The following is a 20,516-nucleotide window of genomic DNA, read 5'->3' on the forward strand; positions in this document are numbered from 1 at the left end:
CTGGCGGGCCTGCGAGCAGTACGCGCGGCGCGACCGCCGCTTCGGCGGGGCGATCCCCAACGAGGTCGCCCGACGGCGGCTCAGCGCTGCGCGGGGACCTCCGCGGCCTCGCCGGGGGCGACCTCGTTGGGGATCGCCCCGCCGAAGCGGCGGTCGCGCCGCGCGTACTGCTCGCAGGCCCGCCAGAGGTCCCGGCGGTCGAAGTCCGGCCAGAGCACGTCCTGGAACACGAACTCCGCGTACGCCGACTGCCAGAGCAGGAAGTTGGACGTCCGCTGCTCGCCGCTCGGGCGCAGGAAGAGGTCCACGTCCGGCATGTCCGGGTGGTAGAGGTACTTGGCGATGGTCTTCTCGTTGACCTTCTTCGGGTCCAGCCGGCCCGCCGCGACATCGGCCGCGATGGCCGCCATGGCGTCCGCGATCTCCGCCCGGCCGCCGTAGTTGACGCACATGTAGAGCGTGACGGCGTCGTTCTCCCTGGTCTGCTCCTCGGCGACCTTGAGCTCCTGGACGACGCTCTTCCACAGCTTGGGCATCCGGCCGGCCCAGCGGACCCGCACGCCCATCGCGTCCATCTCGTCACGGCGGCGGTGGATGACGTCCCGGTTGAAGTTCATCAGGAACTTCACCTCGTCGGGCGAGCGCTTCCAGTTCTCGGTGGAGAACGCGTACAGCGAGATGTTCTTCACACCGAGCTCGATAGCGCCCTTGAGCACGTCCAGCACCACGGACTCGCCGACCTTGTGGCCCTCCGTGCGCGGCAGCCCGCGCTCCTTGGCCCAGCGCCCGTTCCCGTCCATCACGATCGCGACGTGGTTGGGGACCAGCTCGCCGGGGATCTTCGGGGGCTGTGCGCCGCTGGGGTGCGGGGTCGGGGGGAGGTACTCCCTTTGCTTGCCACCGCCGAAGAGCCGTCGCGCTGCCATGTGCTCACTTCTCCACGTATCTCATCGAGCGGATGCCCCGCTCCAGGTGCCACTGCAGATAGGCCGCGACCAGGCCGCTGCCCTCCCGCCAGTACCTCGGCTCGCAGGTGTCGGCCGTCCGCCAGTCCCCTGACAGCAGCGCCCCGAGCAGTACCAGTGTCTCAGGGGAGGGTACGGCACAACCGGGGACTCGGCAGTCTCCGCACAGCACGCCGCCCGCCTGGAGCGAGAAGAACCGGTTCGGGCCCTCCAAGCCGCACTTGGCGCAGTCGGTGAAGCTCGCGCCGTACCCGTTGACGGCCAGCGAGCGGAGCAGGAAGGCGTCCATCACCAGGTGCGACTCGTGCACCCCGGCCGCCAGCGTACGCAGGCCGCCGACCAGCAGCAGGTACTGCTGGACGGCCGGCTCGCCCTCGTTCTCGGCGAACCGCTCCGCCGTCTCCAGCATCGCCGTCCCCGCGGTGTAGCGGCCGTAGTCGGTGACGATCGAGCCGCCGTACGGGGCGATCGTCTCCACCTGGGTGCAGAGCGGCAGCCCGCGCCCCACCAGCTCGCTCCCCCGGCTGAAGAACTGCACGTCCACGTGCGAAAACGGCTCCAGCCGGGCGCCGAACTTGGACTTGGTCTTGCGCACCCCGCGGGCCACCGCGCGCACCTTGCCGTGCTGGCGGGTGAGCATGGTGATGATCCGGTCGGCCTCGCCGAGCTTCTGCGCCCGGAGCACCACGCCGTCGTCCCGGAACAGGCTCATGCGGCGGCCTCGCGGCCGGCGTCGAACAGTGTGGACATCCCACCATTGTCCCCCACCGGCCGACCTCCGGGCGGCAGCCGTGTGGCCCGCACCGGGGCCGTGGGGGAGACCCGATCGGTGCGGGGCACGGCGGGCCCGGGGTGGGGCGCCGCCCGGCCGGGGGGCCGGGGGGCGGTTCGGGCCCGGTTCGTGGGGGTCCCGGGGGCGGCCGTCCGGGGTCCGCGTGGTGCGACGGCCGAGGTCCTTCCCGCGTGGCCGGGACGTGGCCCGCGCGGCCTAGTACGAGGCGCGGGTGGCCGCCTCCAGCAGCGCCCCGACCCTCGCCTGCGGCAGGTCCAGGCAGCGCCCCACGGCGGCCAGCGCCTCCCGCTCCTGGGGCAGGTAGCGCCCGTCGGCCAGCGCGATCGCCGCCCCCTGCAGCAGCAGCCGCTCCCGGCCGTGGTGGGCCAGGTGCGGGGCGAGCGGTTCGAGCACCGCGTGCAGTTCCACCGCCAGCGCGCCGGCGTCGCCGAGTCCGGAGGACGCCTCCAGGTCGTGGGCGTCCCGGAGTTCGCCGCCGAGCCCGGAGAGCGCGGCCAGCGCGGCGAGCACCTGGGCCTCGCCGCAGTCGTCGAAACCGGCCTCCCGGACGGCCGCGCAGGCCGCCTCGCGGGCCGCCCGGTGCGCCGTCCCGCCGGCCGCCAGCAGCGCGAGGGCGACGGTGTACTGCGCGTCGCGCAGCATTCCGCCGAGGCGCACGCAGGTGGGCTGGTCCAGGCTCTCCACGCCGTAGCGGCCGTGGCAGGTGGTGCACTGCACGCTGCGGACGACCGGGCCTAGCGGCAGCACCGCCGCGCCCAGCAACCGCAGCCACCGCCGGCCGTGCTGCCGGCGGTAGTTGCGGTCCCCGCCGCAGCCTGGACAGAAGAAGTCACCGAGAACGTCAGTCCGCCACCGCGGGCGAACACCCCACAACCCTGTCACGGCGCCACTCCCCAGACATGGCAGGCGGCCTGCACAACAATGGGCAGGTCACGCGACCGGACCCCGAGGCCGTCCCACCGACCCGGATTTCCGGTGGGTCGATGTTGCCATGGTTACCGGCACGTGTCAGTACCTCGAACGGCTTCCGGGCCGAAAAAATGTGGCGCAGGCCACAGCCGCCCACCCGGGACCGCCCACGACGACGGCGGGCCGCCCCGGAGGACGGCCCGCCAGTACCACTCGTACGAACTACCCGCGCTGCGCCCGGTTGACGGCGCTGATCATCGCCTTCAGCGAGGCCAGCACCGTGTTGCCGTCGATGCCCACGCCCCACAGCACCTTGCCGTCCACGGCGCACTCGACGTACGCGGCGGCCTGGGCGTCGCCGCCCTCGCTCAGCGCGTGCTCCGCGTAGTCCAGCACCCGGACGTCCACCCCGATCCGGCCCAGCGCGTCGGCGAAGGCGGAGACCGGGCCGTTGCCGGTACCGGCCAGGGTGACCGGCGCGCCCTCGACCACGGCCTGGGCGGTCAGCGCGTCCCGGCCGTCCTCGGTGGTCAGGCTGCGCGAGCCGCTCAGCGAGATCCGGCCCCACGGGTTGTCGGTGGTCGGCAGGTACTCGTCCTGGAAGACCGCCCAGATCGCCGCCGGGGTGACCTCGCCGCCCTCGGCGTCGGTCTTGGCCTGGATGATCCGGGAGAACTCGATCTGCATCCGGCGCGGCAGGTCCAGCTTGTGGTCGTTCTTCAGGACGTAGGCGACGCCGCCCTTGCCGGACTGGCTGTTGACCCGGATGACCGCCTCGTAGGTGCGGCCGACGTCCTTCGGGTCGATCGGCAGGTACGGCACACCCCAGGTGTGCTCGCCCACCGGCACGCCGGCCGCCTTCGCGTCGGCCTCCAGGGCGTCGAACCCCTTCTTGATCGCGTCCTGGTGCGAGCCGGAGAAGGAGGTGTACACCAGGTCGCCGGCGTACGGGTGGCGCGGGTGCACCTCCATCTGGTTGCAGTACTCGGCGGTGCGGCGCACCTCGTCGATGTCGGAGAAGTCGATCTGCGGGTCGATGCCCTGCGAGAACAGGTTCATGCCCAGGGTCACCAGGTCGACGTTGCCGGTCCGCTCGCCCTGGCCGAACAGGCAGCCCTCGATGCGGTCGGCGCCGGCCATATAGGCCAGCTCGGCGGAGGCGACGGCGGTGCCGCGGTCGTTGTGCGGGTGCACCGACAGGCAGACGTGCTCGCGGCGGGACAGGTTGCGCGACATCCACTCGAACTGGTCGGCCTGGACGTTCGGGGTGGCCCGCTCGATGGTGGCCGGCAGGTTCAGGATGATCTCGCGGCCCTCGCCCGGCTGCCAGACGTCCATCACCGCCTCGCAGACCTCCAGGGCGAAGTCCAGCTCGGTGTCGACGAAGATCTCCGGCGAGTACTGGTAGCCGAAGACGGTGTCGTCGCCCAGCAGCTTCTCGGCGTACTCCATCACCAGCCGGGTGCCGTCGGTGGCGATCGCCTTGGTGGCCGCCCGGTCGTTGCGGAACACCACCCGGCGGAACAGCGGCGCGGTCGCGTTGTACAGGTGCACGGTCGCCCGCGGCGCGCCGACCAGCGACTCGACGGTCTTCTCGATCAGCTCCTCGCGGGCCTGGGTCAGCACCGAGATGGTGACGTCCTCCGGGATCGCCCCCTCCTCGATCAGCGACCGTACGAAGGCGTGGTCGGTGGCGCCGGAGGAGGGGAAGCCGACCTCGATCTCCTTGTAGCCCATGCCGACCAGCAGGTCGAACATCTTGCGCTTGCGGGCCGGGGACATCGGGTCGATCAGCGCCTGGTTGCCGTCCCGCAGGTCGGTGGAGAGCCAGCGCGGCGCCTTGGTGATGACCTTCGACGGCCAGCTGCGGTCCGGCAGGTCGACCGTGCCGAACGGCAGGTAGCGGCCGTGGCGCATGCCGGCGCCCCGCTGGCGCACGGTCGCGGCGGTGATCGGCGTCGGACGGTCGACGAACGCGCGACCGGCGGGGATGGACGCGGCGGAGCTCTGCTCGGTCATGGAGGTGACTCTCGGCTTCCTGTGATGCGGGGCTTGTCGGGGTGAGATGGACACCCGACCGGCCGGCCTGCTGCCGCGCACGACCCCTCGGTGGGCCGCAGTATTGCAACGCGCACAGCACAGTCCCCGCGGCGAGGGAGCCGGCCCTGGTGGACTACAGGCCCTCGACGCGGCAGCTAAGAAGAAGCAGCCCGTTGCGCATGATGTCGTCCAGCGTAACCGAGGAGCACGCGCCCCCGAAGTGAGCCGGGCGGACATTCCACCCCTTGAGACGGCGCCCGATTCAGTCCACGCCGGTGACAACAGATCACGAATGCCTCACTCTTGGCCACATGACCGCCGAACCGCCGCTCTGCGCGATCGTTCCGCCGTACGTCCTGGACCGCCTCGCCGAGGCCGGTCACGAGCCCGCCGCCCGCTCCCTCGCCCTGGATGCCGCGCACCGCACGGCCCGCCTCACCGCCACTGCGCCGCAGCCCGGCGGCACCCGCCTGGAGCGGGTGATCTGCGACGCCGGACACAGCGAACGGCTGCCCGGCCGCACCGTCCGCCGGGAGGGCCAGGGGCCCGTCCCCGACCAGTCCGTCAACCACGCCTACGACGGCCTGGGCGACACCTTCGCCCTCTTCGCCGACGCCTTCGGCCGCCGTTCGATCGACGACCAGGGTCTGCGGCTGGACGCCACCGTGCACTACGGCCGCGATTACGACAACGCCTTCTGGGACGGCCGGCGAATGGTCTTCGGCGACGGCGACGGCGAGGTGTTCGGCGACTTCACCGCCTGCGTCGACGTGATCGGCCACGAACTCACCCACGGCGTCACCCAGTTCACCGCCGCACTGGAGTACCGGGGCCAGCCCGGCGCGCTCAACGAGTCCGTCTCCGACGTGTTCGGCTCGCTCGTGAAGCAGTACGCGCTGCGCCAGGACGCCGGCGAAGCGGACTGGCTGATCGGCGCCGGCCTGCTCGCCCCGGGCGTGCAGGGGGTGGCACTGCGCTCGATGAAGGCGCCCGGGACCGCGTACGACGACCCCCGGCTCGGCAAGGACCCGCAGCCGGCCCATCTGCGCGACTACGTCCGCACCGCCCAGGACAACGGCGGCGTGCACATCAACTCCGGCATCCCGAACCACGCCTTCTACCTGCTGGCCACCGCGCTCGGCGGGCCGGCCTGGGAGCGGGCCGGGCGGATCTGGTACGACGCGCTGACCGGCCGGCAGCTGCCCGGGGACGCCGACTTCGCGGCCTTCGCCCGGGCCACCGTGGCGGCCGCCCGGGCCCGCTACCCCGAGCCCGCGGTGGGCGACACCGTGACGGCGGCCTGGGCGAAGGTCGGGGTCAGTACGGCCTGAGCCGCCCGACCGCGGTCGAGCCCGACTTGAGCGGTCATAAGGTTTAAGAGCGCATAAGGTCAAGGTCCTGGAAAAGCCCGGCAAACGCCATCCCTGCGTAGCACCATGGACACCATGCGTATCCAGGTGACCCGGACCGGCGGCCTCGCGGGGAACGTCCGCCGCGCGGAGCTCGACACCACCGCGCGGACGGACGCCCCGCACGTGCACGCGCTCGCCCGCGAGGCCGTCGCGGGCGGGCTGCGGGCGCCCTCCTACGGGGTGCCGGACGGCTTCCACTACGAGATCACCGTCGACGGCCGGACGGTGCACTGCGCCGACCCGAAGCTCACCGAGTCGCAACGGGAGCTGGTCTCGCTGGTGCTGCGCGAGGGCGCCTAGGGGACGGCGCAGGGCCCGTCCGGACGCGGTCGTCCGGACGGGCCCTGCTCGGTGCGGGCGGGCTCAGAAGCCCAGCTTGCGCAGCTGCTTCGGGTCGCGCTGCCAGTCCTTGGCGACCTTGACGTGCAGGTCCAGGTAGACCGGCGTGCCGAGCAGCGCCTCGATGTGCTTGCGGGCGGTGGTGCCGACGTGCTTCAACCGGGCGCCCTTGGCCCCGATCACGATGGCCTTCTGGCTCTGCCGCTCGATGTAGACGTTCGCGTGGATGTCCAGCAGCGGTCGGTCCGCCGGGCGGTCCTCGCGCGGGATCATCTCCTCGACGACCACGGCCAGCGAGTGCGGGAGCTCGTCCCGGACGCCCTCCAGGGCGGCCTCCCGGATCAGCTCGGCGACCATGATCACCTCGGGCTCGTCGGTGAGGTCGCCGTCCGGGTAGAGCGGCATGCCCTCCGGGAGCAGCTTGGTGATCAGCTCGGCGACCAGCTCGACCTGCTTGTCACCGACCGCCGAGACCGGGATGATCTCGGCCCACTCGATGCCCAGCTCGGCACCGAGCTGGTGGACGGCGATCAGCTGCTCGGCCAGCCGCTTGGAGTCGACCAGGTCGGTCTTGGTGACGATGGCCACCTTGGGGGTCTTCTTGATGTCGGCGAGTTCCTTGGCGATGAACTTGTCGCCGGGGCCGAGCTTCTGGTCGGCGGGCAGGCAGAAGCCGATCACGTCGACCTCGGCCCAGGTGGAGCGGACGAGGTCGTTCAGCCGCTCGCCGAGCAGGGTGCGCGGCTTGTGCAGACCGGGGGTGTCGACCAGCACGAGCTGGGCGTCCGGGCGGTGCACGATGCCGCGCACGGTGTGCCGGGTGGTCTGCGGACGGTCGGAGGTGATCGCGACCTTCGTCCCCACCAGGGCGTTGGTCAGGGTCGACTTGCCCGCGTTGGGCCGGCCGACGAAGCACGCGAAGCCGGAGCGGTACGAGGAGGAAGGGGCACTCATGGGCCCCATTCTCCCTGATCACCGGGCGCCCGGTGGACAGCCCGCCCCCGTCAGCCCTTTTTGCCGCCCAGAACGGCGGAGATCCCGCTGATCAGGACGATGAGGAGGAAGGCGACGGAGCCCCAGAGCCAGAACGGCGACCCGGTCTCCTGCCACTTGCCCATCCCCATGACGCCCAGCAGCAGGCCTGCGAAGAACGCGAACGGTCCCATGCCCCCAGCCCCCTCACCGCGACCTGCTCACCATCTGTACCGGTGAGATTATCTGCGGATCCTGGAGGGCCGGGCGCCCGGGCTGCCCCGGGCGCCCCGAGCCGTCCCCCGGCGGCCCCCGGCGGGCCCCGGTACGCCGTCGACGCGCCTCAGCGCGCCTCGGCCGCCACCTTCAGCGCCCCGTCCGGTCCGGCGAGCAGCACCGGCGTCCCGGCCCCGCCGAGGTCCCGCACCGCGGCCAGGTCGGCCTCGGCCGGCTCCCCGGCCTCGCTCACCACGGCGGCCGCCTCCAGCGACCTGGCGCCGCTGGCCACCGCCATCGCCACCGCCGTCTGCAGCGCGCTGAGCCGCAGCGACTCCAGCGCGACCGTGCCCGCCACGTAGGTGCGCCCGGTCTCGTCACGCACCGCGGCCCCCTCCGCGACGCCGTTGCGGGCGCGCGCGGAGCGGGCCAGGGTGATGATCTTCTTGTCTTCGGGATCCAGCTCGACGATGTCACTCATGGCGCCGAGCATAGGACGCCCCGCCGACCGGCCGTCCGCGCCCTGCGACGCGGACGGCCGGTCGGTCGCCTCAGCGGCCTCAGTGGCCTCAGTGGCCGATCGGATTGGGCGGCCCGGGCCGCATGACCTTGACGAAGGTCTTCGGACCGTTCGGCAGCGGCTCCTCCTCGGCGGACCGCTTGCGCCAGTACGGGTTGTCGTGCGGCAGATGGCTGCTGACCCTGCCGTACATCCCGAAGGTCACCACGACCAGTCCGAAGATGAACGCGAACAGCACGTTGGACATCCGGAAGTTGAGGATGTTGGCGTCCGGCCGGCCGAGCACCGTCAGCCCGTAGAAACCGGAGAGCACGAAGAGGATGCCGACCACCATGTTGAGGTTGGCGGCGAAGTTCCCGCCGATCACCGCGCCGGCCACCAGGACCGCGCCCATCACGATGGAGAGGATGCTCAGCGCTCCGTTGGTCGACATCCCGGCGATGTCGTCGCCCTCGGTGGACAGGAAGCCGGGATGGTCCGCCAGCCCGAGGATGCCGAACACGATCAGGAAGATCCCGCCGAGTCCCGCCCCGGTCCGCCAGACCAGGAGCAGCCGGTGGTCGACCGGCAGTTCGTCTTGCAGCTTCATGGTGACCTCCACCATGGCGACGTCGAAACGGCCTTCGTTCACGCTACTCCGACCGCGGAGCGGGCGCACGGCCTGGCTTCCGGGGGGCGGTACCCCCGCATGTGCCTAGCTGTAGGGGTGGCTCCCCTGCATGTGCGGCACCTCGTGCATGTACAGCGAGCCGCACTGCTGACAGCAGCGCAGCCCGGTGCCCCACTCCTGGTCCGGCCGGGTCTCGGCGTCGGTGTCCATCGTGCGGCCGCAGAGGGCCGCCCCGGGTTCGGCGGCCCGGACGACGTGCCAGGTCTTCGCCCCGGCCGACCGACCCTGCGGGCCGTACTCCGCACGCAGTAGATGAGTCATGACGCCATCGTCGCCCCGCGGCCGCCCGAACGCTACTCGCCGGACTCCTGGAGGGCCTCGGCCGAGACCCGGACCGGGATCGCGACCATCGAACCGATCCGGTTGCGGCGGCCGGCCGAGCTCTCCGCGGTCAGCCGGATGGCGGTCAGGTCGGTGGCCGCGTCCTCGGGCAGCGGGATCTCGCAGGACGAGCCCGGGATCGGCACCCGGCCGAGGTGCTTGGCGAGCAGGCCGCCGACGGTCTCGACGTCCTCGTCCTCCAGCTCGATCCCGAACAGCTCGCCGAGGTCCTCGACCAGCAGCCGGGCGGTGATCCGGTACGAGCCGTCACCGAGGTCCTCGACCGGCGCGATCTCCCGGTCGTACTCGTCGGTGATCTCGCCGACGATCTCCTCCAGGATGTCCTCGATGGTGACCAGTCCGGCCGTGCCGCCGTACTCGTCGATCACGATCGCCACGTGCGAGCGGCGCTGCTGCATCTCGCGCAGCAGGTCGCCGGCCGGCTTGGAGTCCGGAACGAAGACGGCCGGCCGCATCACCGCGCCGACCTCCTCGGACTCGGCCTCCCGGTTGATGTGGGTGCGCCGCACGAGGTCCTTGAGGTAGACGATGCCGACCACGTCGTCCTCGTTGTCGCCGACCACCGGGATCCGCGAGAAGCCCGAGCGCAGCGCCAGGGTCAGCGCCTGACGGACGGTCTTGTGACGCTCGATCATCACCAGGTCGGTGCGCGGCACCATCACCTCGCGGACGATGGTGTCGCCCAGCTCGAAGACCGAGTGCACCATCCGGCGCTCCTCGTCCTCGATCAGGTCGTCCTTCTCGGCGAGGTCCACCAGGGCGCGCAGCTCCGCCTCGGAGGCGAACGGCCCCTCGCGGTAGCCCTTGCCCGGGGTCAGCGCGTTGCCGAGCAGGATCAGCAGCCGCGGGATCGGGCCGAGCACGCCCGCCAGCGGCAGCAGCACGAAGGAGGCCGCCGTGGAGGTGCTCAGCGGGTGCTGGCGCCCGATCGTGCGGGGCGAGACGCCGACCGCCACGAAGGAGACCAGCACCATCACGCCGAACGCCAGCAGCACGGCCTGCCAGGTGGAGTCCAGGCTCCGCACGCAGACCACGGTGACCAGGACCGCCGCCGCCATCTCGCTGGCCACCCGGATCAGGGTGGCCAGGTTGAGGTAGCGGATCGGGTCGGAGGCCAGCGCCAGCAGCCGGGCCGAGCCCCGCCGGCCGGCCCGGACGGCCTCCTCCGCGCGGAACCGGGAGACCCGGGAGATACCCGCTTCGGCGCAGGCCGCCAGCCAGCCGAGGACGACCAGCAGCACGGCGCCGAGGATGAAACTCGTACTCTCACCACTCACAGGGGTTCGGGCTCCGCGCTCAGTGGGTGGTGGGGGCCGGGGAGATCCCGCCCAGGCCGCGGCCGGCCCGCCAGCCGTCGAGGATGGCCTTCTGGAGGCCGAACATCTCCTCCTCCTCGTCCGGCTCCTCGTGGTCGTACCCGAGCACGTGGAGCACCCCGTGGACGGTGAGCAGCTGCAGCTCCTCGTCCATCGAGTGCTTGGACGGAGCCGCCTTGCCCTGCTGCTCGGCCACCTCGGGACAGAGCACGATGTCGCCGAGCAGGCCCTGCGGCAGTTCCTCGCCCTCCTTGCCGGGACGCAGCTCGTCCATCGGGAAGGACATCACGTCGGTCGGGCCGGGGAGGTCCATCCACTGGATGTGCAGCTCCTCCATCGCCGCACCGTCCACCAGGATCACGGACAGTTCTGACTGCGGGTGGATCCGCATCTTGTCCAGCGCGTAGCGGGCGACGTCGAGGATGGACTCCTCGTCGGCGTCCCAACCGGACTCATTGGCGATGTCGATCGACATGACGGGCTGGTTACTCAGCTTTCGGTGCGATGGGACTGTCGGGGTGCGCGCGGTGCGGTCGTCTTGCCGGGGCGCCGCTGGCCGGGCTTGCGGGCCGACGGAGCGTTCTCCTCGGCCTCCTGCCGGGCGTCCCAGCGCTCGTAGGCGTCCACGATCCGGCCGACCAGCTTGTGGCGGACCACGTCGGTGCTGGTGAGCACGGAGAAGTGGATGTCGGGCACGTCGACCAGGATCTCCTGGACGACCTTGAGGCCGCTGCGGGTGCCGCCCGGGAGGTCGATCTGGCTGGTGTCGCCGGTGACGACCACCCGGGAGTTGAACCCGAGGCGGGTGAGGAACATCTTCATCTGCTCGGGCGAGGTGTTCTGGGCCTCGTCGAGGATGATGAAGGCGTCGTTGAGGGTCCGGCCGCGCATGTAGGCGAGCGGGGCGACCTCGATGGTGCCGGCCGCCATCAGGCGCGGGATGGAGTCCGGGTCCATCATGTCGTGCAGCGCGTCGTAGAGCGGGCGCAGGTACGGGTCGATCTTGTCGAAGAGGGTGCCGGGCAGGAAGCCCAGCCGCTCCCCCGCCTCGACCGCCGGACGGGTCAGGATGATCCGGTTGACCTCCTTGGCCTGGAGGGCCTGGACGGCCTTGGCCATCGCCAGGTAGGTCTTGCCGGTACCGGCCGGGCCGAGCCCGAAGACGATGGTGTGCTTGTCGATCGCGTCGACGTAGCGCTGCTGGTTGAGCGTCTTGGGGCGGATGGTGCGGCCCCGGTTGGACAGGATGTTCGCGGTGAACACCTGCGACGGCGCCGGGCTGTCCGGGTCGTCGACGGCGCTCCGGAGCATGGCGATGGAGCGCTCCACGGCGTCCTCCGTGAGGGGTTGGCCGGTGCGCAGCACCAGCATCATCTCGTCGAAGAGCTGCTTGACGAGGGCGACCTCGGCGCGCTCTCCGGTGGCGGTCACCTCGTTGCCGCGGACGTGGATGTCCGCGGCGGGGAAGCCTCGCTCGATCACCCTCAGCAGCGAGTCCGCGGTGCCGAGCAGGGTGACCATCGGGTGCTTCTCGGGGATGACGATCCGGGCGCTGGTACGGCCCTCGTCGGCCGGTTCGGGGCGCGGCTGTCCGTTCGTACGGGTCTGCGATGTGTCACTCATAGGTCGGCGCTGGGGCCTGCCTCATCCCAATCCGTGGTCTCGTGGTGCCGCGCGGTCCTTCCGGGGCACCAGGGTACGCCGCGAGCGTGATCGCTGCGGCGGGCGGCGGGGCCGCTCCCGACGATGCTGGGGCAGATCGCGGAGCGGCGCGAACGGTTTTCCGCCCGGGACCGGTGCCCCGCCCGGGCGCACGGCCACCGGCCCGCGGCTCCGCGCGCCCGGCCGCTCACGGCCGCCGGCGGGGCGGCACGGGCACCCGGGCGAGGTCCTCGGCGAGCACGACGGTGCCGTCGAAGTGCTTGCGGGCGTCGGCGAGGTGCTGGCCGAGGTCCGGGTAGCGCTGCGAGAAGTGGGTCAGCACCAGGGTGCCCGCGCCGGCCTCGGCGGCGACCTTGCCGGCCTGGCCGGCGGTGAGGTGGCCGTGCTCCTCGGCGAGCCGGGTGTCGGCGTCGGTGAAGGTGGACTCGATGACCAGCAGGTCGGCGCCCTCGGCGAGTTCGTGGACGCCCTCGCAGAGCCGGGTGTCCATCACGAAGGCGAACCGCTGGCCCCGGCGGAACTCGCTGACCTCGTCGAGGGTGACCCGCCGGCCGCCCGACTCGATCGCTCCCCGGTGCTGGAGCCGGCCGACGTCCGGGCCGGCGATGCCGAGCGCGGCCAGCCGCTCGGGCACCAGCCGGCGGCCGTCCGGCTCGGTGAGCCGGTAGCCGAAGGACTCGACGGGGTGCGAGAGCCGGACGGCGTCCAGCGCGAAGCGGGCGCCGGGCGCCGGCAGCGGCCCCGGCCCGTCGATCGGGCGGGGGCGCAGCACGGCGGTCTCGTGGAACGCGGTGGCGTGCCGCAGCCGCTCGAAGTAGACCTCCCCGGAGGCCGGGAAGTAGATGTCCACCGGGTGCGGGACGCGGTCCAGGTTGATCCGCTGGATCACCCCGGCGAGGCCCAGGCTGTGGTCGCCGTGGAAGTGGGTGACCGCGATCCGGGTGATCTGGGTGGCGGAGACCCCGGCGTGCAGCATCTGGCGCTGGGTGCCCTCGCCGGGGTCGAACAGCAGGCCCTCGCCGTCCCAGCGCAGCAGGTAGCCGTTGTGGTTGCGGTGCCGGGTCGGGACCTGGCTGGCCGTGCCGAGGACGACGAGTTCGCGCTGTGACACGTCGTTCAGACCATGCGCTCGTTCATCGGCATGCCGCCGAGCACGTGGACGTGGGCGTGGAAGACGGTCTGGCCCGCGCCCGCGCCGGTGTTGAAGATCAGCCGGTAGTCGTCGAGGCCCTCGTCCCGGGCGACCTCGCCGGCCTCGGCGAGCAGCTCGCCGGCGATCCCCGGCTCGGCGGCGGCCAGCGCGGCGGCGTTCGGGTAGTGGGCGTGCGGGATGACCAGGACGTGGGTCGGCGCCTTCGGGGCGATGTCCCGGAAGGCGAGGACGCGCTCGGTCCTGCGCACCACGGTGGCCGGGATCTCGCCCGCCACGATCTTGCAGAACAGGCAGTCGGACTGCGGCTCGCCGGCCATCGGGGTCTCCTCGCGGTGTCGCACGGTGTCGGTCGGGGCGTACGGCCGCATGCTAGCCGAGCGGCCCGGTCGCCTGCTGGCAGTCGCGCCCGCCCCCGCGGACCCGCCGCCCGCGGGGGGCGTACGGCCCGTGGGAGGTGCCCGGTCAGTTGCCCGGGCACCTCCCACGGGCCTGCGCCCGTCCTACCCGGCGTCCTGCCCGGCGCCGTGCCCGCCCTCCTGCCCCGCGCCCCGCGGGGCGTCCGGCGCCGGGCCCTGCTCCCAGGGCAGCGGCGGCGGCGTGCTGCCCGGGGTCTCGGTCAGCGCCGCCAGGGCGATCCGGACGCCCTCGGCGAGCTGCGGGTCCTCCCCCGCGGCCCACTGGTGCGGCGCGACCGGCACCTCGACGTCCGGGTCGACGCCGTGGTTCTCCACGCCCCAGCCGTAGCCCTCCAGCCAGAACGCGTACTTCGGCTGGGTGACCAGGGTGCCGTCCACCAGGCTGTACTTGCTGTCGATGCCGATCACGCCGCCCCAAGTCCTCGTCCCGACCACCGGGCCGAGCTTCAGCGCCTGGATGGCGGCGTTGACGATGTCGCCGTCCGAGCCGGAGAACTCGTCGGCCAGCGCCACGATCGGCCCGCGCGGCGCGTCCCCGGGGTAGGGCACCGGGTTGGCGAGGTCGCGGGCGACCGTCCAGCCGACGATCCGCCGGGCCAGCTTCTCGATCACCAGCTGCGAGGTGTGGCCGCCGCGGTTCTCCCGGATGTCGACGATCACGCCCTCCCGGGCCATCTCCGACCGCAGGTCGCGGTGGATCTGGGCCCAGCCGGTGCTCTGCATGTCGGGGATGTGCAGGTAGCCGAGCCGCCCGCCGGACAGCTCCCGGACGGCGGCCCGCCGCCCGGCCACCCAGTCGTGGTAGCGCAGCGGCTCGTCGTCGTCGAGCGGGACGACCACCGGGTACCGGCGGTCGGTGCCGTCCTTGCCGGCCACGGTCAGCTCGACCGGTTGTCCGGCGGTGCCGGCCAGCAGCGGGGCCGGGCCGGCGGTCGCGTCCACCGGGCGGCCGTTGACGGCCAGCACCGCGTCGCCCGGGCGGACGGCGGCGCCCGGCGCGGCCAGCGGCGAGCGGGCCCGCGGGTCCGAGGACTCGCCGGGCAGGATCCGGGCGATCCGCCAGACCTCGCCGTCCTTGACCAGGTCGGCGCCGAGCTTGCCCTGCCGGCGGGCGGCCTCGGTGTGGATGCCGTAGGGCTGCACGTAGGCGTGCGAGGTGCCCAGCTCGCCGTGCACCTCCCAGAGCAGGTCGACCAGGTCGTCGTGCGAGCCGAGCCGCTCCACCAGCGGCCGGTAGCGGTCGAGGATCTCGGCCCAGGGCACGCCGCCGAGGTCCGGGCGCCAGAAGTTGTCGCGCATCAGGCGGCCGTTCTCGTCGTACATCTGCCGCCACTCGGCGGCCGGGTCGACGGTCACCCGCAGCCGGTGCAGGTCGACGTCGATCTCGTCGTCGTCGCCCACCGCCTTGTGGTCCGCCGGGACGATCCGCAGTTCGCCCTCGTCCAGCACGGCGACCCGGGTGCCGTCGCCGCTGACCGCGAACTCGTCGAGCCCGTCGACCAGTTGCTCGACCCGACGCTTGCGCAGGTCGAACCGCTCCAGGGTGGGGCGCGGCTGCTCGTCCTCCGGCGTGGCCGCGTCGTCGCCGAGCTCGCCGGTGAGCGGGATGCGCGTCCAGAGCACGCCGTCCTTGGCGGCCGCCAGCTCGCCGAACCGGCCGCCCTCGACCGGGAAGGGGATGATCCGGTCGGCGATCCCGTCCAGGTCGACCCGGGTGGCGGGCGGGGCGTCGGCCGCCCCCTCCTCGGCGTCCGCCTTCTTGCCCTTGGGCTCGTCGTCCTCCCCGCCGGCCGGCCGCCCGGCCCGGCGCGGGCCGAACGGGGAGGGGGTGTCGGCGGCCAGGGTGACCAGGTACGGGCGGCAGCCGTTGGGGAACGACAGGTCGAAGACGTGCGAGTCGTAGACCGGGTCGAAGTTGCGCACCGAGAGGAAGGCCAGGTGGCGGCCGTCGGCGGTGAAGGCCGGCGAGGTGTCGATGAAGCGCGCCGGGGTGACCTCGCCGACCGTGCGGGTGGCCAGGTTGGCCAGCACGATCTGGCGCAGCGACCAGGCCCCGAAGCCCGGGCTCGGCCGCGACCAGGCGAGCCAGGCGGAGTCCGGACTGAACGCCAGCCCGCTGACCTCGCCGTCCGTGCTGCGGTCCAGCTCGTGCACCGTCCCGTCGGCGAGCGACACCAGGAGGACCCGGCCGTCGTGCGCGCCGACCGCCGCCTGCTTGCCGTCCGGCGAGACCGCCAGCGCGCGGACCCGGCCCAGCTGTCCGCCGGCCAGCCGGCGGCGCTCCTCGCCGAGCACGGCGGGGGCGTACTCCACGGCGTCCTCGCCGTCGGCGTCGGTCACCCAGAGCACGCCCTGCGCACCGTCCTCGCCGGGCACCACGTGGGCCCGCCGGGCCCGGACGCCGGGCGTCTCGTCCAGCACCCGGGCGGGGCCCTCCCGGTGCGGCAGCCAGTGCACGCTGCCGCGCACCACCACGGCGCCGGCCCGGCCGGTGCGGTCGGGGGCGACGCTCTCCAGCCAGTGCGCGGCCGGCACCGGGCGGGGCCGCCGGCCGGCCCGGGGGCCGGACGGCCGGACGTCCAGCCGGCGCGGCTCGGCGCCGTCGAGGTCGTCCAGCAGCCAGAGGTCACCGGCCCGGTGCCAGATCACCCGGGTGCCGTCGCTGGTCGCGCCGCGGGCGTAGAAGCCCTCCGGGGAGGTGGTGTGGCGGCGCAGGCCGCTGCCGTCGGGGAGGCTGGAGTAGAGCTCGCCGACGCCCTCGTGGTCGGCCAGGAAGGCGATCCGGGCGCCGCCGGGCGCGTCGACCCAGAGCGGCGCCTCGATGTGCCCGTCCAGCTCCTCGTGGACGCGGGCGAACCGCTCGGCGCCGATCCAGAGCTTGCCGACCCGGCCGCCGCGGTAGCGCTTCCACCGCGCGGGCTCCGCACCGGCCGCCGAGAGCAGCAGCACCCGGTCGCCGCCCGGCTCGTACGCCACGCCGCCGACCGGCCCGTACGGCAGCCGCCGCGGCTCGCCGCCGTCCAGCGGTACGGCGTGGGCCCAGGTGCGGCGCAGGGTGGCCTGTCCGGCGGAGGTGGTGGCGACCGGGCTGCCGTCGGCCGTCCAGCCCTGCAGCTGCGTCTGGTCGCTGCCCCAGTACGTCAGCCGCCGGGACGGCCCGCCGTCCACCGGCGCGACGTGCACCTCGGGCGCGCCGTCCCGGGTGGAGACGAAGGCGATGTGCCGGCCGTCCGGCGAGAAGCGCGGGCGGCGGACCGGGACGTGATCGGCCGTCAGCCGCCAGGGCCGGCCGCCGTCCAGCGGGGCGAGCCAGACGTCGTTCTCCGCGACGAAGGTGATCAGGTCACCGTGCAGGTGCGGATGGCGCAGGTAGGCGCCGGCAGGGGTGCTCGGGGATTCGCTCACAGCCGCACCCTACGCACCCGCCGGGGCGGCGCGCCTCCGGTTTCGCGCAGGCCGCCCCCTACGGGGGACGAACCGCCGGGGAACGAACCGCCGGGGGACGAACGGTCCGTGCGGCGACCGGCCCGCTCAGCCCCAGCGGCCGGTGCGGCCCAGCAGCAGGGCGCCGGCGGCCACTCCCGCGGTCGAGGTGCGCAGCACCGAGGCCCCGAGCCGGTACGGCCTGGCACCGGCCTCGGCGAAGGCGGCCAGCTCCTCCGGGGAGACCCCGCCCTCGGGGCCGACCACCAGCACGATGTCCCCGCCGCCGGGCAGCGCGGCACCGGCCAGCGGCTCGGCGCCGTCCTCGTGCAGCACCGCGGCGAGCGCGGCCCCGGCCAGGACGGGCGCCAGCTGGCGGGTGGTGGCGAGTTCGCGGACCTCGGGGAAGCGCAGCCGGCGGGACTGCTTGCCCGCCTCGCGGGCGGTGGAGCGCCACTTCGCGAGCGCCTTGGCACCGCGCTCGCCCTTCCACTGGGTGATGCAGCGGGAGGCGGCCCAGGGGATCACCACGTCCACGCCGACCTCGGTCATGGTCTCCACCGCCAGCTCGCCGCGGTCGCCCTTGGGCAGCGCCTGGACGACGACGATCCGCGGCGCCGGCTCGGCCTCCCGGCGGACCGCGGCGACCGTCACCTCGACGGCGTCCTTGCCGTGCACGGCCGTGACGGTGCCGTCGGCGCCCAGGCCGAGCCCGTCGGCCAGGGTCACCGCCTCGCCCGGCTCCAGCCGCTTCACGGCGGCGGCGTGCCGCCCCTCCGGGCCGTCCAGCCGGACCACCGCGCCGGGGGCGGCGGAGGCGAGCTGCGCGGTCTCGACGACGAACACGGGCGCGGTCATGGCGGTTCCTGGAGTGGGGGTGGGGGGACGGACGGGGGAACGACGGCGCCCGGTGACCCGCCGGGAGCGGGGCACCGGGCGCCGGTACGGTCAGCGGCCGTTGAAGGCGTCCTTCAGCCGGGAGAACAGCCCCTGCTGGCCCGGCGCGAACTGCCCGGAGGGCCGCTCCTCGCCGCGCAGCACCGCGAGCCGGCGCAGCAGGTCCTCCTGCTCGGGGTCGAGCTTGGTGGGCGTCTGCACCTCGACGTGCACTATCAAGTCGCCCCGGCCGCCGCCGCGCAGATGGGTGATGCCGCGGGCGTGCAGCGGGATCGACTGGCCGGACTGGGTGCCGGGCCGGATGTCGACCTCCTCCAGCCCGTCCAGGGTCTGCAGCGGCACCTGGGTGCCGAGCGAGGCGGCCGTCATCGGGATGGTGACCGTGCAGTGCAGGTCGTCGCCGCGGCGCTGGAAGGTCGGGTGGGTGCTCTCGGCGATCTCGACGTAGAGGTCGCCGGCCGGGCCGCCGCCGGGGCCGACCTCGCCCTCGCCGGCCAGCTGGATCCGGGTGCCGTTGTCGACACCGGCCGGGATCTTCACGGTCAGGGTGCGGCGGGCCCGCACGCGGCCGTCGCCGGCGCACTCCGGGCACGGGGTCGGCACGACGGTGCCGAAGCCCTGGCACTGCGGGCAGGGCCGGGAGGTCATGACCTGGCCCAGGAAGGACCGGGTGACCTGGGAGACCTCGCCCTTGCCGCGACACATGTCACAGGTCTGCGCGGAGGTGCCGGGGGCGGCGCCCTCGCCGCTGCACGTGGTGCAGGTGACGGCGGTGTCGACCTGGAGTTCCTTGGTGGTGCCGAACGCGGCCTCCTCCAGGGTGATCTCCAGCCGGATCATGGCGTCCTGGCCGCGCCGGGTGCGCGAGCGCGGGCCGCGCTGACCGGCGGCCGCGCCGAAGAACGCGTCCATGATGTCGGAGAAGCCGAACCCGGCCGCGCCCGCGCCGAAGCCGCCCGCGCCTCCGCCGTTGGGCGAGAGGGGATCCCCGCCGAGGTCGTAGACCTGCCGCTTCTGCGGGTCGGAGAGGACCTCGTAGGCGGCGTTGATCTCCTTGAACCGCTCCTGCGTCTTCGGGTCGGGGTTGACGTCCGGGTGCAGTTCGCGCGCCAGGCGCCGGAACGCCTTCTTGATCTCGTCCTGCCCCGCATCCCGTCGGACGCCGAGTACCGCGTAGTAGTCCGTGGCCACCAAATGCTCCGCTTGTTCCGCCTGTAGAAGTGCTTGCGACTGGTACCGGTGTCACCTGTGTGACACCGGTCGTTCCCTACGACTCGGCCAGGATCTGGCCCACGTACCGTGCCACCGCTCGCACCGCCCCCATTGTGCCCGGATAGTCCATCCGGGTCGGACCGATCACACCCAGTTTGGCCACGCTCTCGTCGCCCGAACCGTAACCGACCGAGACGACCGAGGTGGAATTGAGCCCTTCGTACGCGTTCTCCCGGCCGATCCGGACCGTCATCCCGGCGTCCGCCGTCTCACCCAGGAGGCGCAGCAGGACGACCTGCTCCTCCAGCGCCTCCAGCACCGGCTGGATGGTGAGCGGGAAGTCGTGGCCGAAGCGGGTCAGGTTGGCCGTGCCGGCCAGCATGATCCGCTCCTCGTTCTGCTCGGCGAGCGCCTCGAAGAGCGTCGCCAGGACGACGGTGACGGCCGGCCGGTCCACCGCCTCGAACATCGCCGGGAGCTCGTCCAGCAGCCCCGGCACGTCGGGCAGCCGCACGCCGACGGCCCTCGTGTTGATCTTGGCACGGAGGTCCGCGAGGACCACCTCGCCGACCTGACCCGGGCAGTCGACCATCCGCTGCTCGACCCGGCCGGTGTTGGTGATCAGGACCAGCATGACCTTGGCCGGAGCGAGTGCGACCAGCTCGATGTGGCGCACCGTGGACCGGGAGAGCGAGGGGTACTGGACCACCGCCACCTGCCGGGTGAGCTGGGCGAGCAGCCGGACCGTGCGGGCGACCACGTCGTCCAGGTCCACCGCGCCGTCCAGGAAGTGCCGGATCGCCCGCCGCTCGGGCGCGCTCATCGGCTTGACCTCGGCGAGCCGGTCGACGAAGAGGCGGTACCCCTTGTCGGTGGGGATCCGCCCGGCGCTGGTGTGCGGCTGGTGGATGAAGCCGTCCTCCTCCAGCGCGGCCATGTCGTTGCGGACGGTGGCCGGGGAGACCCCGAGGTTGTGGCGTTCGACGAGAGCCTTGGAGCCGACCGGCTCCTCGGTGCCCACGTAGTCCTGGACGATGGCGCGGAGCACGGCGAGCTTGCGTTCGTCGAGCTGGCGGACCTCACCGGCCATGGGGCACGCACCTCCCTCTTCGCACGTTGTCCGTGGTGACGTGTGTCGTTCCGGCATGGTGCGGTCCGCCGGGCGGACCGCGTCCTTTGGCACTCTGAACAGAGGAGTGCCAGAACCGTACCTGCCAGTGTAAGGCCCGGGTCCGACGGCAGGAACGGCACCGCCGGGG

General features: G+C 73.1%; 20 protein-coding genes. 2 read left to right on the plus strand and 18 right to left on the minus strand.

Features of this window, described 5'->3' with window-relative positions:
• Positions 1–80 precede the first annotated feature (80 nt).
• The 4 genes from ABZ495_RS32840 to leuA all read right to left on the minus strand — a co-directional run bounded on the left by ABZ495_RS32840 (position 81) and on the right by leuA (position 4,686).
• Entirely contained in the window at positions 81–926 is an 846-nt protein-coding gene (locus ABZ495_RS32840) for an isoprenyl transferase (RefSeq protein ID WP_329487567.1), read from the minus strand.
• 4 nt (positions 927–930) lie between these two features.
• A complete protein-coding gene (gene recO / locus ABZ495_RS32845) occupies positions 931–1,677 on the minus strand; it encodes a DNA repair protein RecO (protein WP_329487568.1) in 747 nt (248 codons plus the stop codon).
• Between the two features lie 276 nt (positions 1,678–1,953).
• Positions 1,954–2,640, minus strand: coding sequence for a TerB family tellurite resistance protein (locus tag ABZ495_RS32850; RefSeq protein ID WP_329487569.1), 687 nt, complete (start codon positions 2,638–2,640; stop codon positions 1,954–1,956).
• 249 nt (positions 2,641–2,889) lie between these two features.
• Positions 2,890–4,686: a 2-isopropylmalate synthase gene (gene leuA / locus ABZ495_RS32855; protein WP_329487570.1), complete on the minus strand. Its 1,797-nt coding sequence runs from the start codon at positions 4,684–4,686 to the stop codon at positions 2,890–2,892.
• A 332-nt stretch (positions 4,687–5,018) separates the two neighbouring features.
• Between leuA and ABZ495_RS32860 the strand changes: the two genes are divergently transcribed.
• Both ABZ495_RS32860 and ABZ495_RS32865 read left to right on the plus strand, forming a co-directional pair.
• Entirely contained in the window at positions 5,019–6,038 is a 1,020-nt protein-coding gene (locus ABZ495_RS32860) for a M4 family metallopeptidase (RefSeq protein ID WP_359839486.1), read from the plus strand.
• 114 nt (positions 6,039–6,152) lie between these two features.
• Positions 6,153–6,419 carry a protealysin inhibitor emfourin gene (locus ABZ495_RS32865; protein ID WP_329487572.1) on the plus strand — a complete coding sequence of 89 codons (267 nt, stop codon included), beginning with the start codon at positions 6,153–6,155 and terminating at the stop codon, positions 6,417–6,419.
• Positions 6,420–6,482: 63 nt separating this feature from the next.
• Here ABZ495_RS32865 and era read toward each other — a convergent pair whose 3' ends face one another.
• The 14 genes from era to hrcA form a co-directional block, all read right to left on the minus strand.
• Complete coding sequence (gene era / locus ABZ495_RS32870) at positions 6,483–7,412, minus strand: GTPase Era (RefSeq protein ID WP_329487573.1); 930 nt, start codon at positions 7,410–7,412, stop codon at positions 6,483–6,485.
• 50 nt (positions 7,413–7,462) lie between these two features.
• Complete coding sequence (locus tag ABZ495_RS32875) at positions 7,463–7,624, minus strand: hypothetical protein (RefSeq protein ID WP_329487576.1); 162 nt, start codon at positions 7,622–7,624, stop codon at positions 7,463–7,465.
• Between the two features lie 149 nt (positions 7,625–7,773).
• Positions 7,774–8,127: a cytidine deaminase gene (locus ABZ495_RS32880; RefSeq protein WP_329487578.1), complete on the minus strand. Its 354-nt coding sequence runs from the start codon at positions 8,125–8,127 to the stop codon at positions 7,774–7,776.
• 88 nt (positions 8,128–8,215) lie between these two features.
• Complete coding sequence (locus ABZ495_RS32885) at positions 8,216–8,797, minus strand: DUF4383 domain-containing protein (RefSeq protein WP_329487579.1); 582 nt, start codon at positions 8,795–8,797, stop codon at positions 8,216–8,218.
• Positions 8,798–8,860: 63 nt separating this feature from the next.
• Entirely contained in the window at positions 8,861–9,097 is a 237-nt protein-coding gene (locus ABZ495_RS32890; RefSeq protein WP_359839488.1) for a hypothetical protein, read from the minus strand.
• A gap of 32 nt (positions 9,098–9,129) precedes the next feature.
• On the minus strand, positions 9,130–10,455 hold the full coding sequence (locus ABZ495_RS32895; protein ID WP_359839490.1) for a hemolysin family protein: 1,326 nt from the start codon (positions 10,453–10,455) through the stop codon (positions 9,130–9,132).
• 19 nt (positions 10,456–10,474) lie between these two features.
• Positions 10,475–10,969: an rRNA maturation RNase YbeY gene (gene ybeY / locus ABZ495_RS32900; RefSeq protein ID WP_329487582.1), complete on the minus strand. Its 495-nt coding sequence runs from the start codon at positions 10,967–10,969 to the stop codon at positions 10,475–10,477.
• Positions 10,970–10,983: 14 nt separating this feature from the next.
• Positions 10,984–12,015, minus strand: a complete 1,032-nt coding sequence (locus ABZ495_RS32905) for a PhoH family protein (protein ID WP_329492094.1) — start codon at positions 12,013–12,015, stop codon at positions 10,984–10,986.
• A 328-nt stretch (positions 12,016–12,343) separates the two neighbouring features.
• Positions 12,344–13,267 carry a ribonuclease Z gene (locus tag ABZ495_RS32910; RefSeq protein ID WP_329487583.1) on the minus strand — a complete coding sequence of 308 codons (924 nt, stop codon included), beginning with the start codon at positions 13,265–13,267 and terminating at the stop codon, positions 12,344–12,346.
• A gap of 5 nt (positions 13,268–13,272) precedes the next feature.
• Positions 13,273–13,626: a histidine triad nucleotide-binding protein gene (locus ABZ495_RS32915; RefSeq protein ID WP_359839492.1), complete on the minus strand. Its 354-nt coding sequence runs from the start codon at positions 13,624–13,626 to the stop codon at positions 13,273–13,275.
• Positions 13,627–13,809: 183 nt separating this feature from the next.
• Positions 13,810–17,130: a PDZ domain-containing protein gene (locus tag ABZ495_RS32920; RefSeq protein WP_359839494.1), complete on the minus strand. Its 3,321-nt coding sequence runs from the start codon at positions 17,128–17,130 to the stop codon at positions 13,810–13,812.
• A gap of 126 nt (positions 17,131–17,256) precedes the next feature.
• Positions 17,257–18,006, minus strand: coding sequence for a 16S rRNA (uracil(1498)-N(3))-methyltransferase (locus ABZ495_RS32925; RefSeq protein ID WP_359808054.1), 750 nt, complete (start codon positions 18,004–18,006; stop codon positions 17,257–17,259).
• A gap of 90 nt (positions 18,007–18,096) precedes the next feature.
• Entirely contained in the window at positions 18,097–19,236 is a 1,140-nt protein-coding gene (gene dnaJ, locus ABZ495_RS32930; RefSeq protein ID WP_329487587.1) for a molecular chaperone DnaJ, read from the minus strand.
• Positions 19,237–19,312: 76 nt separating this feature from the next.
• Positions 19,313–20,347 (minus strand): heat-inducible transcriptional repressor HrcA, encoded by a 1,035-nt coding sequence (hrcA, locus tag ABZ495_RS32935; protein ID WP_359808052.1) that lies wholly within the window; start codon positions 20,345–20,347, stop codon positions 19,313–19,315.
• Between the last annotated feature and the right edge of the window lie 169 nt (positions 20,348–20,516).

Source organism: Kitasatospora sp. NPDC005748 (genome assembly GCF_040630735.1).
Taxonomy (GTDB): domain Bacteria; phylum Actinomycetota; class Actinomycetes; order Streptomycetales; family Streptomycetaceae; genus Kitasatospora.